At 40.7% G+C, this 15,707-nt stretch carries 16 protein-coding genes and 1 pseudogene; 3 read left to right on the forward strand and 14 right to left on the reverse strand.

All coding sequences use genetic code 11. The features are described from left to right. Positions 1-12: 12 nt before the first annotated feature. Complete coding sequence (locus tag LZP46_RS05065; protein ID WP_236094873.1) at positions 13-1,353, reverse strand: deoxyguanosinetriphosphate triphosphohydrolase; 1,341 nt, start codon at positions 1,351-1,353, stop codon at positions 13-15. A gap of 263 nt (positions 1,354-1,616) precedes the next feature. Here LZP46_RS05065 and LZP46_RS05070 point away from each other — a divergent pair, with 263 nt between their 5' ends. Then, on the forward strand, positions 1,617-1,934 hold the full coding sequence (locus tag LZP46_RS05070; RefSeq protein ID WP_236094875.1) for an NGG1p interacting factor NIF3: 318 nt from the start codon (positions 1,617-1,619) through the stop codon (positions 1,932-1,934). 540 nt (positions 1,935-2,474) lie between these two features. Here LZP46_RS05070 and LZP46_RS05075 read toward each other — a convergent pair. After that, positions 2,475-3,257 (reverse strand): nitroreductase family protein, encoded by a 783-nt coding sequence (locus LZP46_RS05075; RefSeq protein WP_236095173.1) that lies wholly within the window; start codon positions 3,255-3,257, stop codon positions 2,475-2,477. 138 nt (positions 3,258-3,395) lie between these two features. Further along, positions 3,396-4,196 (reverse strand): enoyl-CoA hydratase-related protein, encoded by an 801-nt coding sequence (locus LZP46_RS05080; RefSeq protein WP_070154140.1) that lies wholly within the window; start codon positions 4,194-4,196, stop codon positions 3,396-3,398. A 411-nt stretch (positions 4,197-4,607) separates the two neighbouring features. Between LZP46_RS05080 and LZP46_RS05085 the strand changes: the two genes are divergently transcribed. Then, entirely contained in the window at positions 4,608-5,180 is a 573-nt protein-coding gene (locus LZP46_RS05085; protein WP_236094877.1) for a nicotinate-nicotinamide nucleotide adenylyltransferase, read from the forward strand. A gap of 78 nt (positions 5,181-5,258) precedes the next feature. Here LZP46_RS05085 and LZP46_RS05090 read toward each other — a convergent pair whose 3' ends face one another. The 5 genes from LZP46_RS05090 to dapD all read right to left on the reverse strand — a co-directional run bounded on the left by LZP46_RS05090 (position 5,259) and on the right by dapD (position 8,577). Further along, positions 5,259-5,717 (reverse strand): peroxiredoxin, encoded by a 459-nt coding sequence (locus LZP46_RS05090; protein ID WP_236094878.1) that lies wholly within the window; start codon positions 5,715-5,717, stop codon positions 5,259-5,261. 70 nt (positions 5,718-5,787) lie between these two features. Then, entirely contained in the window at positions 5,788-6,192 is a 405-nt protein-coding gene (locus LZP46_RS05095; RefSeq protein WP_019837710.1) for a hypothetical protein, read from the reverse strand. A gap of 13 nt (positions 6,193-6,205) precedes the next feature. Continuing rightward, a complete protein-coding gene (gene queC / locus LZP46_RS05100; protein WP_136144778.1) occupies positions 6,206-6,877 on the reverse strand; it encodes a 7-cyano-7-deazaguanine synthase QueC in 672 nt (223 codons plus the stop codon). Positions 6,878-6,966: 89 nt separating this feature from the next. After that, entirely contained in the window at positions 6,967-7,677 is a 711-nt protein-coding gene (gene queE, locus LZP46_RS05105; RefSeq protein ID WP_236094879.1) for a 7-carboxy-7-deazaguanine synthase QueE, read from the reverse strand. A 78-nt stretch (positions 7,678-7,755) separates the two neighbouring features. After that, positions 7,756-8,577, reverse strand: a complete 822-nt coding sequence (gene dapD / locus LZP46_RS05110; RefSeq protein WP_179990092.1) for a 2,3,4,5-tetrahydropyridine-2,6-dicarboxylate N-succinyltransferase — start codon at positions 8,575-8,577, stop codon at positions 7,756-7,758. A gap of 297 nt (positions 8,578-8,874) precedes the next feature. On the opposite strand from dapD, the gene carO reads away from it, so the two are divergent. Continuing rightward, positions 8,875-9,621, forward strand: coding sequence for an ornithine uptake porin CarO (carO, locus tag LZP46_RS05115; RefSeq protein WP_236095174.1), 747 nt, complete (start codon positions 8,875-8,877; stop codon positions 9,619-9,621). A gap of 55 nt (positions 9,622-9,676) precedes the next feature. On the opposite strand, the gene LZP46_RS05120 is transcribed toward carO, so the two are convergent. The 6 genes and pseudogenes from LZP46_RS05120 to LZP46_RS05145 all read right to left on the reverse strand — a co-directional run bounded on the left by LZP46_RS05120 (position 9,677) and on the right by LZP46_RS05145 (position 15,518). After that, positions 9,677-10,873, reverse strand: coding sequence for an outer membrane protein transport protein (locus LZP46_RS05120; protein WP_236094880.1), 1,197 nt, complete (start codon positions 10,871-10,873; stop codon positions 9,677-9,679). Positions 10,874-11,060: 187 nt separating this feature from the next. Then, on the reverse strand, positions 11,061-11,984 hold the full coding sequence (locus tag LZP46_RS05125) for a CysB family HTH-type transcriptional regulator (RefSeq protein ID WP_236094881.1): 924 nt from the start codon (positions 11,982-11,984) through the stop codon (positions 11,061-11,063). A gap of 52 nt (positions 11,985-12,036) precedes the next feature. Continuing rightward, positions 12,037-13,098, reverse strand: a complete 1,062-nt coding sequence (locus LZP46_RS05130; RefSeq protein ID WP_236094882.1) for a sulfate/molybdate ABC transporter ATP-binding protein — start codon at positions 13,096-13,098, stop codon at positions 12,037-12,039. 11 nt (positions 13,099-13,109) lie between these two features. Continuing rightward, positions 13,110-14,003: a sulfate ABC transporter permease subunit CysW gene (gene cysW / locus LZP46_RS05135; protein ID WP_236094883.1), complete on the reverse strand. Its 894-nt coding sequence runs from the start codon at positions 14,001-14,003 to the stop codon at positions 13,110-13,112. Then, positions 14,000-14,832: pseudogene (gene cysT, locus LZP46_RS05140) on the reverse strand (sulfate ABC transporter permease subunit CysT). The gene cysW and the pseudogene cysT overlap by 4 nt, the downstream one beginning before the upstream one ends. Before the next feature lie 80 nt (positions 14,833-14,912). Next, the gene (locus tag LZP46_RS05145) at positions 14,913-15,518 is read right to left on the reverse strand and encodes an alpha/beta hydrolase (RefSeq protein ID WP_236094884.1); all 606 of its coding nucleotides are present in this window, start codon (positions 15,516-15,518) and stop codon (positions 14,913-14,915) included. Positions 15,519-15,707: the final 189 nt, after the last annotated feature.

Consider the following 15,707-nt stretch of genomic DNA (forward strand, 5'->3'; position numbering starts at 1 on the left):
ACAGGTGAGTCGTTATAGCAGGCCAACCTTGTTGCCTTGTAATTCTTGCGATAAGTTATAGGCTTGGTGATCTGAAAACTTAGAGATAATGTCCAACACTTGCATGATATTGTCATAATGATTATGCGCAAAATCTGCCCCTGAGCGTTGCAAGATGGACATTAAACGCTGCTCTTTAAAACTTAGGGTTTTATGGGGTGTGGTGAGCGGAATAAACGCATCCAAAATATTTTGTAAACTTTGATGCGCAATAATTTCCAGCCCTGCCTTATGTGGATGCTCGAAAATTTTCTCACGCGCTAAGTCTTTGGCGCGATTAATACCAATTTCAATATCTGCCGAGCAATACTGTAAAAGGCTGCCTTTGAGCTGACCCATCAGAATTTCAAAATGGTGTTTGGCAAACGCCGTGGTGACTTCATCGACCAAACGCTTCATGACCCGACCACGCAAAGCGGCAATTTTTTGTTGCCATGTGGTCCGTGCCATCGCCAGTTCTGCAGGAATACCGTAGTCACCAATTAAGTTTAAAAAGATCGGTTCCACTTCTTCATAGCTGAGCATGTTTAAAATAATGCCATCTTCCAAATCAATTAAGGCATAGCAAATATCATCCGCCGCTTCCAATAAATATGTCAGTGGATGACGGCAATAGTGATAATCGCCCAATTGAATCAGTCCAAGCTGTTCTGCAATTTGTTTGAGAATTTCTTTTTCAGCTTGGTAACAACCAAATTTATCACGTTGATTGGCAGGTCGGTTGCCTTGTTCAGCAATGGTTTTGGAGAGCCACGGATATTTTAAATAAGCGCCTAAAGTGGCATAGGTTAAACGCATGCCGCCATCATTTGGATGATAGTCAATTTTGGTGAGTAGCCGTAAACCTTGCGCATTGCCTTCAAACTGACGCACGTCAGCTTCTTCTTCATCACTCAGTTTGGCGAGAAAATTGCCGTGTGAAGCATCGTCAAACCATTCACGAATGGCATATTCACCTGCATGTCCGAAAGGTGGATTACCAATATCATGTGCCAAGCATGCGGCTTGAATAATCGCACCGACATCGGCAGGAGAAATCCACATTGGCAAGTGGTCTTTGATTTTTTCTGCAGCCAACATCCCTAATGAACGTCCAATACAAGACACTTCTAAAGAATGGGTCAGGCGAGTATGAATACCATCGTGTTGAGTGAGTGGATGGACTTGGGTTTTACGGTTAAGCTGTCTGAAACTTTGCGAAAAAATAATACGGTCATAATCTTTGTGAAAAGGGCTGCGCGCCTGTTCTGTACTTTGTTTTTTACTACCAATTCGAACTGTGGAAAGCAGTTCTAACCAACGCATTTGAGTCATTTATCATTATTCACTATGTGCTTGTTTTGCATCATGCCAAAAAAATGACAAAAGCTCTAGGGGCGGGCGACATGGCTTGTCTTTTTAAATCTAAAATCATACAAAATGGGAGATACGTTTGTGGCGAAGCGTACTTTAAATTTTTTTTGGGGGCTATATAAATCGAGGATTGGATGATGCGTATAGGTTGCCAAAATAGCAACAATGCTCAAATTTTTATGATAATTTCTAGTCAATCGTGAAATGGATAGCGAAGTTTAAATATGCTTAAACTGATTTACTATGTGCCTCAATCTCATCTTGAAGAAACCAAACAGGCTGTTTTTGCAGCAGGTGCAGGGGGGATTGGCAATTATGAACAATGTGCATGGCAGGTTTTAGGCGCAGGGCAATTTAAACCTGTAAAAGGAGCAAATCCTTTTATTGGTGAGTTAGATGCTTTGGAACACGTTGCTGAGTGGCGAGTGGAAACCATTGTGCCTGAGCAAAATGCTCAGGCAGTCGCAAAAGCACTCAAGGAAAGCCATCCTTACGAAGAGCCTGCCTTTGAGTTTATGCAACTTTTAGATATTAATTTTTAAAGACTTAAATACCAATTTTTAAAGAAAAATAGAATTGCACGATCACTCATATATGGATTGGGGCAAATATAAGTTGCGTAGATAGAGTTTACTTTTCACGGGCGAAAAGTAACAAAAGCCCTCTGTTAGACTGATGGTACGTCCTGTACCACAGTCTAACGGGCGACATCCTTGTCGCCTTATCACGAGTCAAAATGTGGCTAGGTTTTAAAAATACAGTTGAAATATTAGGGTCTGTTGACACTTCATCTATGTTTGCGACGTGAGAGATATATCTCGCAAGGTTTTTTAGCTGCTATAAGGCATGGGGCAGGAAATTTAGTTATTCTAAATGACTGACTCATAACGCAATAGCAGCAAAAAATATGCTCGTCTCCTTGCGCAGCAAACAAAGCAGCGCTTTGTTCTTGCTCATGTGGCTAAAACTTTCTCAGATTACGTTATGAAACTTGGCAATAGTCCCGCTATTCCTTGCGTTTCATGCCTAATCTGCTCAGTTTTAGCCTACAGCGCAAGCCATTTATGAAATGTTAACAGCCCCTAGACTTTCTGAATAAACAAGTCACGGTCAAAACGGTATTGTGGGAAAAAGACACCATCTTCGGCACGTTCACCTGCAGCGATCACCATGACTGGAAATTGTTGATCATTCAGTTTTAAGAGTTTGCGTACCATCGGCTCATCAAAACCTTCCATCATACAGCTATCAAAACCGTGTGCGCGAAGGGCCAAAACCATATTTTCACAGGCGAGTGCTGTGGTTTTACTGGCCCAAAGTTTGGCATCGGCAGGATTAAATGCCGTTACAGGTAATTGTTTATCTAAACTACGTGCAATTTTGAAAGCGACTTTCTTAAAGTTACCTAATGTATTTAAGTAACCAGTCTTGTAGTTATAAGGAATAAACTTGTAATATTTTTTTACTGCAGCGGGTGCTTCAGGAAAAGGAAACTCGCTGATATTCTTTTTTGCCATTTCATCAACGCGGTCTGTCCGCGCAATACATACAATTAGCTCTGCTGCAGTACGGGCAGCAAGCTGTCCTAAGCAGGCTTTAACCAGTTGTTTTTTTTTGGCAGGGTTTTGCACCACCACAAAAGTCCAGGGTTGTAAATTAGATGAGTTTGGCGCCAATAAAGCCATATCTAAACAATCATCCAACACTTCAGCAGGAATGGCTTTGTCGGTAAATTTTCGCACCGAACGACGGCTTTGAATGACTTTTTTAAAGTTTTCTACATCAATATCTTTTGGTGCGGGTTCAAAATAACGTTCTTTTTTTTCAACTTGAACATCGGCTAGATTTGAATTAGAAATTACAATTTTCCTCAATTTTTAATGATTGACAGCACATCTTAGAATATGGGGGCGAATAAAGAAAAAACCACATTCAGCCAATATGAATGTGGTTTTAAAAACGGCTAGTACACTTGAAATAAGTGCATTTCAGTTCAACAGTACTTAATTAAATTGGCTGAAATCAGGTTTACGTTTTTGCATAAAGGCTTGCACTGCTTCCATCATTTCTGCTGAGCCGACACGTTGCATAAAAATTTCTGCTTCATGGTCAATCCACGCCACAATTTCATCGACATTATGTTTCATGAGGGCTTTAGATTGTTTGAGTGAAGCCAATGGCAAAGCCGCCAATTGCGCTGCTTTTTGTTGTGCTGTTGCATAGACATCGGTTTCAATACTATTAACTAGATTTGCCGATAATGCCGTTTCGCTATTGAATTTCTGCGCAGTCAACAACAGTTCAGCAGCTTTGTGATAGCCAGCTTGCTCTACCAAAAGTTTGCTTGATGCGCCTTCTGGCGATAAGCCCAAGCTCACAAATGGAATCTGGAATAGGGCAGTATTGTCGCTATACACCAAATCTGCATGCAATAAAATGGTGACACCAATGCCAATCGCCACCCCACGTACAGCTACAATTAGCGGTTTAGAAAACTTGGCAGCAGATTTTAATAAGATGAACGGAGGACCTTCGGCAGCAGGTAGTTGTCCTTTAAGTGCGGCAGACTTCATAAAGTCCTGCATGTCATTGCCTGCGCTAAAGTCTGCATCTGCGCCGCGTAAAATTACGCAACGTACTTCATTGGCTTGATCGGCCTCATCTAAGGCTTGTGCAATCCACAAATATAATTCACCATACAGCGCGTTTTTTGCTTCTGGTCGGTTGATGGCTAAAGTCAGTACGCCATTGTCTAAATTCGCATTCAAATGTGGGTGAGGTTGTTGAATACAGCTCAGTGTCATCGTACTATCCTTGCTTTGATTGGTTAGAATTTATGGCTCATTATGTCGCAAATTCGCAGCGCTGGCACAACTCATGAGTTCATAAAAAGTTAGTGAATGATGAGATTTGCGTTCCTAATTCAATGTGAAATTTATTTAGAATTTGGGGTTGTTCATTTAAAAAATGAATAAGCAAGGCGGAATCTTAACGTCTATTAATTCTATTTTAGGATTAACCTTCGGTTCGACCTACTTTTGTTTTGGCAAAAGTAGGCAAAACCATTTGTCATCCACGAAACCTGCCCAATTATTGTTTTTGATTTATTATCTTGCAAAAACAATAATGAGTTGATACCACGCAGGTTGTGGATGACATTTCCGCGTATCAGATAGCATCATGTTGTTATCAAAATTAGGATTGGCGTATTTATTATGCAATATACGTTTGATTATTTGGTTTTCATTGGTCGTTTTCAGCCATTTCATTTGGCACATTTGCAAACCATTCAAATTGCGTTAGCACGTAGTCATTATGTGATTTTGGCATTAGGTTCTGCACAAAATGAGCGCAATTTAAAAAATCCGTTTTTAGCCAAAGAACGTGAGCAGATGATTTTGTCTAACTTTTCACCTGAGATGCAAGAACGGATTAAATTTGTGCATGTTGTCGATGTCTACAATGATGAAAAATGGCAAAAACTGGTCAAATCTTTAGTAGGTGAACTGATTCAACCTCAAGATCGTGTTGGTTTAATAGGGCATTTTAAAGATGACTCATCTTATTATTTAAAGTTTTTCCCTGAATGGGAAATGGTAGAGTTAGACAGCTTGCAAAATGCGATGTCTGCCACGCCTGCACGAGAAGCTTATTATCGTGGCGAAATTCAGCCCAATTTTTTCCCGCAAGGGACAATTAATTTCTTAACCGCATTTCAAAACACGGAAATTTATCGTCAATTACAAGATAAATACCAGCAGCAGGACAGCAGTAATTTGACGGAGTAATCCAGTTTTTAAATGAAAAAGGATGATTGAAAAAGCTTTCAATCATCCAGAACATTGTGTTTTTTTAGAGGCTGAAAATTAAGCCTGTAAAGCGGTTAAATCCGCAAGCACTTGCTCAGCATGTCCTGCAGCTTTGACTTTACGATATTCTTTCAGTAATTGACCTTGATGGAAAATAAAAGTAGAGCGTTCAATGCCCATAACTTTTTTGCCATACATATTTTTTTCTTTAATCACATCAAACAATTGACATAATACTTCATCTTTATCGCTAATCAGGTTAATGCCTAAAGATTGCTTTTCGGTAAAGTTTTGATGCGCTTTGACCGAGTCGCGTGAAATACCAATAATGGTAGTGTTGAGTGCATCAAATTGTGGCTTTAGCGCAGTAAAATCGACAGCTTGTGTGGTGCAGCCTGGGGTAGAATCTTTCGGGTAAAAATACACCACTAACCAATCTGCACCAAGTTCGGTTAAATTGACTTCGCCTGTAGTTGCAGGAAAAGCTTGATTTGGTAATTGAATTGTCGTGCTCATATTTTTCTCCAAAATCATGCACATAAAAAACTAGCCACATAAAGTGGCTAGTTGAAATTGTTAAGAAAAATTATTTTTTCTCACCCGCTTTCATTGCTTCTTCAGTTAAGGTTTTTAATTTACCTGTAAGCTGAGGACCAAAACAAGCTTGCAAATCTTTATTTTGCTTTTGTACAAAAGCTAAAGTCGCAGGGCTCTTTTTCTGGTTAATTGCGCTTTGAATTTCCCATTTTTGAGCGTTGGTTAATTTACCATCTGCTTCTACTGCACAAGTACAATATTTGCTTACTTCAGCTGTAGTTAGTTTTTTGCCTTTTGCAGTTTCTTCTTTACAAACATTAATTAAAGCTGCTTTTACATTGGTGCTTTTGTATGCTTGTTGCAACTTGTCATTATTTGCGTGCGTCGTTGTAGCGAATAATGCAGCAACAGACATAATCGCAGAAACCATAATGTTTGATTTTAAATTTTTCATATACTTTACCTTGTTATGACGGTATATAACGTGTTGGGTCTGCAACACCTGCATCGGCAAAACCTTGTTTGCGTAAGCGACAGCTGTCACATTTACCACAAGCACGTCCTTGGTCATCTGCTTGGTAGCAAGAAACCGTTTGACTGTAGTCTACGCCATGTTCAATACCTAAGCGAATAATATTTGCTTTGGATAAATGTAACAAAGGTGTTTCAAATTTTAACGGTTTGCCTTCTACGCCAACTTTGGTTGCCAAGCGTGCCATATTGGCAAATGCATCAATAAATTCAGGACGACAGTCAGGATAACCCGAATAATCTACCGCATTAATGCCAATCACAATGGCTTCTGCATCAAAAACTTCGGCTGCTGCCAAAGCATAAGATAGGAAGATGGTATTACGTGCAGGCACATAAGTCACAGGAATACCTTCTTGCTCATGATCAGGTACTTCAATGCTGTGATCGGTCAGGGCAGAACCGCCCAAGTTGCCTAAATCAATATTAATCACACGATGCTCAATGCCTGCATTTTTAGTCAAGGCACGTGCAGCATCTAGCTCTGTTGTCGAGCGTTGACCATACATAAAACTTAGTGCAATACATTCATAACGCGCTTGTGCCCATGCCAAACACGTGGTTGAGTCTAATCCACCAGATAACAATACAATGGCACGAGGGCGCATAATTGAACTCCAAATTTTAAAATATTGCGATAGAACTTGAGCAAAACTGTGATGATTGACCTCAGTACGAATGTGTATTCGTGAGGAGATTAACGACCTGTTTCATCATTCCAAAGCAATTTATGTAGTTGCAATTGGAAACGAACAGGGAGATGGTCGGCTAAAATCCACTGTGCTAAATCACGTGCAAGTTGTGGCAAGGCGACTGCACCTTTTTCGACAGCAAATGCTGGGGAGAACCACACGGTATCGACTTTTTTATGCAACTGATATTGCTCAACTTGCTGCTTCGCCCAAAGATAATCATCATGATTACAAATCACAAATTTGATTTGATCATGTGGGTTTAAAAAATCTAAATTTGATAATAAGTTGCGTGACATTTCACCCGATGCAGGGGTTTTTAAATCTAGCACTTTAGATACACGGTTATCCACTTTAGAGATATCTAAAGCGCCACTGGTTTCCAAAGACACTTCACAACCTAAATCTGCCAAGCGTTGCATCAGTGGCAGTGCATTCGGTTGAGCCAGAGGTTCACCGCCCGTCACACATACATACGGTGTTTTAAAATCTAGTGTGGTTTGGATGATGTCATCTAAAGATTGACGTTCGCCACCTTCAAAAGAATAGGTGGTATCGCAGTAATGGCAACGCAATGGACAACCCGTTAAACGAATAAATACGGTTGGCAAGCCTGATGTATTGGCTTCGCCCTGCAATGAATAGAAAATCTCCGTAATGCGTAAACCCGCAGACGGATCAGAAACAGGAATAGCGGAAGATCGGAGGGTACTCATAAAATTCATCACAGTATGTAAAAAACAAAAATCCCTACGGTCATTGCTGGCCGTAGAGATGGGAAAAACTAAAAAAGTTTAGTCTTCGCGTAATAAGTCGTTCAAGCTGGTTTTTGCACGGGTTTTCGCATCTACTTTCTTCACAATGATAGCAGCATACAAGCTATAAGTGCCACATTTAGAAGGCAGATTGCCAGAAACGACCACCGAACCTGCAGGTACACGACCATAATGGATTTCGCCAGTTTCACGGTCATAAATTTTGGTCGATTGACCAATATAAACGCCCATAGAAATAACAGAACCTTCTTCTACAATCACGCCTTCAACAATTTCAGAACGTGCGCCAATGAAGCAGTTGTCTTCAATAATCGTTGGGTTTGCTTGAAGTGGCTCAAGTACACCACCAATGCCTACACCACCCGATAAATGCACATTTTTACCAATTTGTGCACATGAACCTACAGTTGCCCATGTATCGACCATGGTGCCTTCATCTACATAAGCGCCAATATTGACATAAGATGGCATTAACACCACATTTTTGGCTTGGAATGAACCTTTACGTGCAACAGCAGGCGGAACTACACGTACGCCCGCTTGTTTAAATTGCTCGTCAGTCCAGCCTGTAAATTTCGTGTCTACTTTGTCGTAGAAACGCAAATCGCAAGATTCAATTGGCTTGTTATCATTGAGTTTAAAAGATAACAACACTGCCTTTTTTAACCATTGATGAACGATCCACTCACCATTAATTTTTTCAGCAACGCGCAATGTGCCGTTATCTAATCCTGCAATCGCTTGTTCAACTGCCTGACGAATTTCAGTGGGACAATCTGCAGCGCTGAAATTAGCGCGGTCTTCAAATGCTTGTTCAATGATTGTGGAAAGTTGAGACATCGATGTTCTTACCAGAAAAAAATTTTCCAAAGATTTTACACTATATTGAGTGAGGAATAGATAAAAATTGGAACAGATTGGAATTTATCCTTGGCAAAATAAACAAGTCAAATTGAGCACTAAATTGTTGAAGTTTTGAAAATAATTGCTTTGCAATAAACAATAAAAATAAATTTGTATCAAAAGATAACAAAAACGGGGTGAATCTTGCATAAAAGCTGAGCGCAACATGCTCTATAGTTTTCACATGACAAAACGAATGAAAATTCAAAAAGCTTTATTTTGAGGAGAAACACAATAAAAACTTTACATACAATTTTAGCCGCGTCGGTGTTGGCAGCAGTTGCAGGTTCTGCAATGGCAGATACAGCTGTGGTTCAAGATGGTTATGCATTTGACCGTAACCAACTCATTCCAACAGGTGTGCGTGCTGAAGTAGGTACAACAGGTTATGGCGGTGCCTTACTTTGGACTGCAAACCCGTATGTTGGTTTAGCGCTTGGGTATAACGGTGGTGACATTTCATGGTCAGATGATTTATCAGTCAATGGCTCAAAGTATGACTTAGACATGGACAATAACTTGACCTATTTGAACGCTGAAATTCGTCCATGGGGTGCAAGTCCAAGTAAATGGGCTCAAGGCGTTTATGTCGCTGCTGGTGTAGGCTACGTAGATAATGAATATGGTTTAGAGCGTCGTATTTCTCAGGGTCGTAATTTCTCTGTGAATAATACTGACTTTAATGCTACATCAGATGTTCAGATAAAAGGTGAGCAAAAATACGATAACCAATTTGCACCATATGTAGGTTTTGGTTTTGCTCCAAAAATCAACAAGAACTTCGGTGTATTTGGTGAAGTAGGTGCATACTATACTGGTAATCCTACTGTTTCACTGCAACAAGTGAGTGGTACAGACCAAGTCAACGGTAATGGCGATCGATTAAGTGATGCTATCCGTGGTGAAGAGCGAAAAATTGCCAATGATGACAAATACGAATGGATGCCAGTTGCTAAACTAGGTGTAAGTTACCACTGGTAATATCTATTAGCTTGAGCTAAACCAAAAAACGAGCTTCGGCTCGTTTTTTCGTGTTTTAAAAGCGGTGTGCCAATTTCAAGTGATAAACCCAAGCCTCACGTTGTTCGAGTGAAGAAAAACTTGAGATTTGCGTGATGAATGACTGCGGCTGTACCGTGTCTGGCTTAGTAAAGTGCAAATAATGCAGACCCGCAATCATAAACGTTTTGGGGGTGAAGTGATAAACCGCGCCCGTACCCACACCAACATAGCCGTCTACGGGATTTAAGCTTGAGGCAGGATTACCCGCACCAGAATCCCATAATCCTTCCACCGCAGTGATCCACTTGGGTGACCATTGATGGGCAAAACCCAAACGCGTAGACCATTGATTTTTTTGGTAATCAATCAGGTTGAACTGATTACCTAGTCCTTCAGATTGCAGAATTGCAGCAAATTGAGTGGGTTGAATTTTAAAATCTTGCCAATTGACCCATCGCAATGATCCGTACAGAAAATTTTGTGCAGGTAAACCGGTGTGAAAATCTAAATTCACCGATTCAGGGGTCTGAATTTCAGTTGCTTGTTGTGGTGCAATCTCTAAAGGAAATCCCCAAATACTTTCGCTTGCATTGGTCCTGTGTTTGATTTTAGAGCGATAAGTGATTGCTGTATTAAATGCATATTCAGGAATTTGGTAGCTTACACCTGCCAACCAACCCCACGCATGGTCTTTTGGAAAATGTACGTGATAATCAAAAAAGGTATAGTCAACTTGTGTACCAATTTTCAGATCACCTGAAAATGACTGGTAACTCAGACCTGTAAAGAGGTTCCAATGTTGTGTGGGTTGATAGCCAATAAGCGCTGTAATATTTCTTGAGTCAAACTTAATATCTGCATTTTCTATAGGTAAAGGTTCGCCTGAAAGAATAGGACTATAGTGATAATCCACATCAACAAAATAAGGTTGGTCAAATAATAACGCCACAGAAATTTGTGGATGTGGTTGTAATTTTAATGCAGCTTGGATGAAGTGTTGATTATTGACTAAATTGCCTGTTGAAAAATCTTGAACGCCTAATTCGGCAATATTTTGTTGATGCTGTACCTGACCTGAAATATTGGTATCCACGTGTAGCAAAGCGACTTCCGCATAATTTCCTTTTTCAAATAATGCATGTACCGATTGACCGCTACGTTCTAAAGCGGCAGCAGAGGCATAACCTAGCGGCAGGACACACAGCAATCCAACAAAAATGTGATATTTCATGTTACGCCCTTGGTCTAAATTATAGAATCGTGTTTAAAATCAAATTACGTTTTTTATTATTGATTATATTTTATTCACGTTTCTGATAAATTAAAATCATTATTTTGATTATTTCTAGGCATTTAGATAAGCAAGAGTTTTGCTAAAGAACTAAAAGAGAGCCTAGGCTCTCTTATGCATTATTGTTTTATTCTTCGGGATAGGCGATACGTTTTAAAGCTTTAATATCAGCATTTGGTGCACATAAAGAAATAAACTCATAGCCATAACCACGCAGTAAATGTCCTTTGCGAACCGCAATCCATGTGGTGTTAAGCCCAAAAATATCGGTCTGGATTTGTTTTAGGCGGTAATCACGTTCTGCATCGTATGCTACATTGTTCACCACACCTACACCCATGCCTAATTCAACATAGGTTTTAATGACATCGGCATCAAGTGCAGACATCACGATATTGACATCGACGCCTGCATCGGTAAATGCTTTGTCAATTTTAGAACGACCCGTAAAGCCACCGTGGTAAGTAATAATTGGATATTCAGCCAAATCGGACAGGCTAATCTCAGCTTTACTGGCTAAAGGATGGTTTTGTGGAGTAATAATGCTGTGACGCCACTCATAATAAGGCACACTTGCCAAGTTTTCTTCAGTGGTGAGAGATTCGGTTGCAATACCAATATCGGCTTCACCTTGTAGCAGCATTTCAGCAATTTCTACAGGGCTGGCTTGTTGTAAAATCAGATGTACTTTAGGAAATTCTTTTTTAAACAAATTCACAATGGGCGGTAGCACATAACGCGCTTGGGTATGTGTAGTCGCAATGGTGAGCGTGCCTTCATCAACTTTATTAAAGTCATCAGCAAGGCGTTTAATGTTATCTGCATCAATCAACATGCGTTCGACAATACACAGCAAGGATTGTCCTGGCTCGGTTAAACCTAGTAGACGTTTACCTTTGCGGACAAAAAGCTGCACACCTAGCTCATCTTCAAGGTCTTTAATGTGCTTACTCACGCCCGATTGAGAGGTATATAGTGCCGCAGACGCTTCAGTTAAATTAAAGTTTTGCCGAACGGTTTCTCTAATAATTCTAAGTTGTTGGAAATTCATAGTGGTGCAACCCTAAAAAGGATGGAGCGGGTTAGGCTCCATATTAATGTCCTTATGCGACTTGATTTTCAAATAAATGTAAAATGGTTACACTTAACCAAACCGTTTGATTTGGACGGAATTGGTGCAGCTTAGCTTCATCTGCAGTGAGTGCAATTTCAATTAAATTCCCTTGGCGATCTTGCAATTCTGCAACTACTTTACCAGCAATCCAAACTTCACGTAAGAAGGTCGCTTGAATGGTATTTTCTTGTGGTTGGGCATGAATATGCAACTCATCTGGACGTGCAAATGCAATGACTTTGCCTTGTGGCGCATTCGGTTGATTAAGAAGTTGTACACGATCTTCACCAATTTGCACAATTCCTTGATGATGTTGTCCTTCAAAACGGTTGGCTTGACCTAAGAAGTCAAATACAAATGGAGTGGCAGGCTGTTCATACACTTCACGTGGTGAACCAATTTGTTCGACATTACCTTTGTTCATCACAATAATTTGATCGGCAACTTCGAGCGCTTCTTCCTGATCGTGGGTCACAAAAATTGAAGTGATGTGTAATTCATCATGCAAAGTTCTTAACCAACGACGTAATTCTTTACGCACTTTGGCATCGAGCGCACCAAAAGGTTCATCCAATAACAATACGCGTGGTTCAACCGCTAAGGCACGTGCCAAAGCGATACGTTGACGTTGTCCACCTGATAACTGCGCAGGATAACGGTCTGCTAAAAAGCTTAACTGTACTAAGTCAAGTAAACGCATAACGCGTTTTTTAATCTCGGCTTCTGATGGTCGGGTTGCACGCGGACGTACCCGTAAACCAAACGCGATATTGTCAAATACAGTCATGTGGCGGAATAGGGCATAGTGCTGGAAAACGAAACCGACTTGACGTTCACGCACATGCACATCGGTTGCGTCCTGACCTTCTAAAATGACTTGTCCACGATCTGCCGATTCTAAACCTGCAATGATACGCAGCAAGGTGGTTTTACCACAGCCTGAAGGTCCAAGCAGTGCCACCAATTGACCATCTGGAAAATCGAGGGAGATGTCTTTCAGTGCATGGAATGCACCAAAATTTTTTTCAATATTTTTAACTTGAATACTCATGCGGTCATTCCTTAAGAAACAGTTGAATCTTCATTGCGTTGGTTTTGCTTTTCTTGGCGAATTTCAACCCAAGTTTTTAAAATCAGGGTCACAATTGCAAGAAGTGCCAAGAGAGAGGACACCGCAAACGCAGCACTAAAGGTGTATTCGTTGTAGAGAATTTCGACGTGTAGCGGCAGGGTATTGGTTTCTCCGCGAATATGCCCCGATACCACAGATACTGCGCCAAACTCACCCATCGCGCGGGCATTACACAGAATTACGCCGTAAATTAAACCCCATTTAATATTAGGCAAAGTGACTTTCCAGAAGGTTTGCCAACCAGATGCACCTAATACAATCGCAGCTTCTTCTTCCTCTGTGCCTTGTGCTTCCATTAAAGGAATCAATTCACGTGCCACAAAAGGTACGGTAATGAAGATCGTGGCAATCACAATTGCAGGTACGGCATATAAAACTTTGATGTCGTTTTCCATCAACCAGCCACCCAACCAGCCTTGTGTACCAAAAATCAGGACTAACATTAAACCTGCTATGACAGGGGAAACTGAAAAAGGCATATCAATTAAGGTGGTGAGAATTGCCTTACCACGGAAATTAAATTTCGCCACTGCCCACGCTGCTGCAATACCAAATACAACGTTCAAAGGCACGGCAATCGCTGCTGTGAGTAAGGTTAATTTCACTGCCGATAAAGTATCAGGATGCACTAAAGCTTGGGCATAGACACCGACGCCTTGTTTAAGCGCTTCTACAAAAACCAAAATCAGCGGCAAAATCAGACAGCTTAAAAAGAAAATCAAAGCAATCGCAATCAGGGTATAGCGTACCCAAGTCGGCTCACGTGTTGCATCGCGTGATTGCAGTTTTTCAGCCAAAGCATTGCTGTTGGTATTTAAACTCATCGTGCTGTTCTCCCTGTGCGACGACTTGCCCATGCTTGTAATAAGTTAATCAGGAACAGCATGACAAAAGAAATCAGCAACATCACCACAGCAATTGTGGTTGCACCCGCATAGTCATATTCTTCCAAACGGGAAATAATCATTAAGGGTGCAATTTCAGTTTTAAATGGTTGGTTACCCGCAATGAATATCACCGAGCCATATTCACCCACGCCACGCGCAAATGCGAGGGCAAAACCTGTAATCAGTGCAGGCAGTAAAATGGGAAAATCACTTTGCTGACAATTTGAAAGCGGTTCGCCCCTAGCGCAGATGCTGCTTCTTCTAACTCGGTTTCTAAGTCACTGAGTACAGGTTGCACGGTACGCACAACAAATGGAATACCAATAAAAATCAGGGCAAGCGTAATCCCGATAGGGGTATAGGCGACTTTAATACCCAGTGGTTCTAAATATTGTCCAATCCAGCCTGTAGGTGCATATAAAGAAGTCAGGGCAATACCAGCCACTGCGGTAGGTAAGGCGAAAGGTAAATCGACCAACGCATCTATAATACGTTTGCCCGGAAAGCTGTATCGTACCAAACACCACGCCAATAATAAGCCGAATACGACATTAATAAAGGCTGCAATGAGCGCAGCGCTAAAACTGAGTTGCAAAGATTTTTGGATACGTTCTGAACTTAAAATTTCCCATAAACCATCCCAACCGATACCTAGCGATTTAATAAATACAGCCGATAAGGGAATAAGAACAATTAAAGATAAATACGCTAGGGTAAAGCCTAGAGAAAGACCAAATCCTGGCAGCACTTTGGATCGCTGCGACATGTTGACTCCTCAAAAGAGAGAATGAGTGTTTAAAAACAAACAGATAAAAATAAATTCGGCACAAGCATAAGTTGCGAAGATCAAATTACAAATTTGAATAGATACTTGTTGTTATCAGATATATTGATATGTGATTGCATATTTTCTGCAATCAAATAATCATAAATTTCTGGAAATGCCCCAAAGCCTGAGGCAACATTTATATGCCCCACTTGCCCTAAATTAATAGGTGTGACTTGCCATGCTTGTGCAAGTGACTGTGCATCTGTAAAACTGAGCCACGGGTCATTTTCACTAATCAATAAGCGTGTCGGTACAGCTAATTTAAGTTGCTGAAAATAAGCCGAATAATTGCTTTGACTGTGTTCTGCAAAACCAGACTCACCAAAACGGGCAGGGTTGGCAGGCGCAACCAAAACCAAATTTTTAATTTTCGCCTGAAGCTCAGTGTGCTGAGCTAATGCCGCCAAGGTGGTTAGACAACCAAAACTGTGTGCCACAATTTGAATATCGTCCTGAATCGGGGCTACCGTTTTGACAAACTCGGTAACCCAGTTCTGTAAAATGGGGCTATTCCAGTCTGACTGTTCTACACGCGAGCAAGACATGATTTGTCGTTGTAACCAAGATTGCCAGTGTGCATATTCACTGCCACCTACACCCGGAACAATTACGGTATGAATCATGTCGATGCTCCTTCGCATATTTCAAACTGAAATAATGATCTGAATAACGCTTAAATGTGAATTGAACCCAGCATTTTCAGCTTTGGATGTAATCACTTGGATTCAAAATTCAGTAAGATAATGCTGTAGAATTCATGTTTTAAATCATCTGCGACAAGGATAACGAGAGTTTATTTGCAAAAAAAATAA

The sequence above is a fragment of the Acinetobacter sp. SCLZS86 genome (genome assembly GCF_021560715.1).
Classification (GTDB): Bacteria; Pseudomonadota; Gammaproteobacteria; order Pseudomonadales; family Moraxellaceae; genus Acinetobacter; species Acinetobacter towneri_A.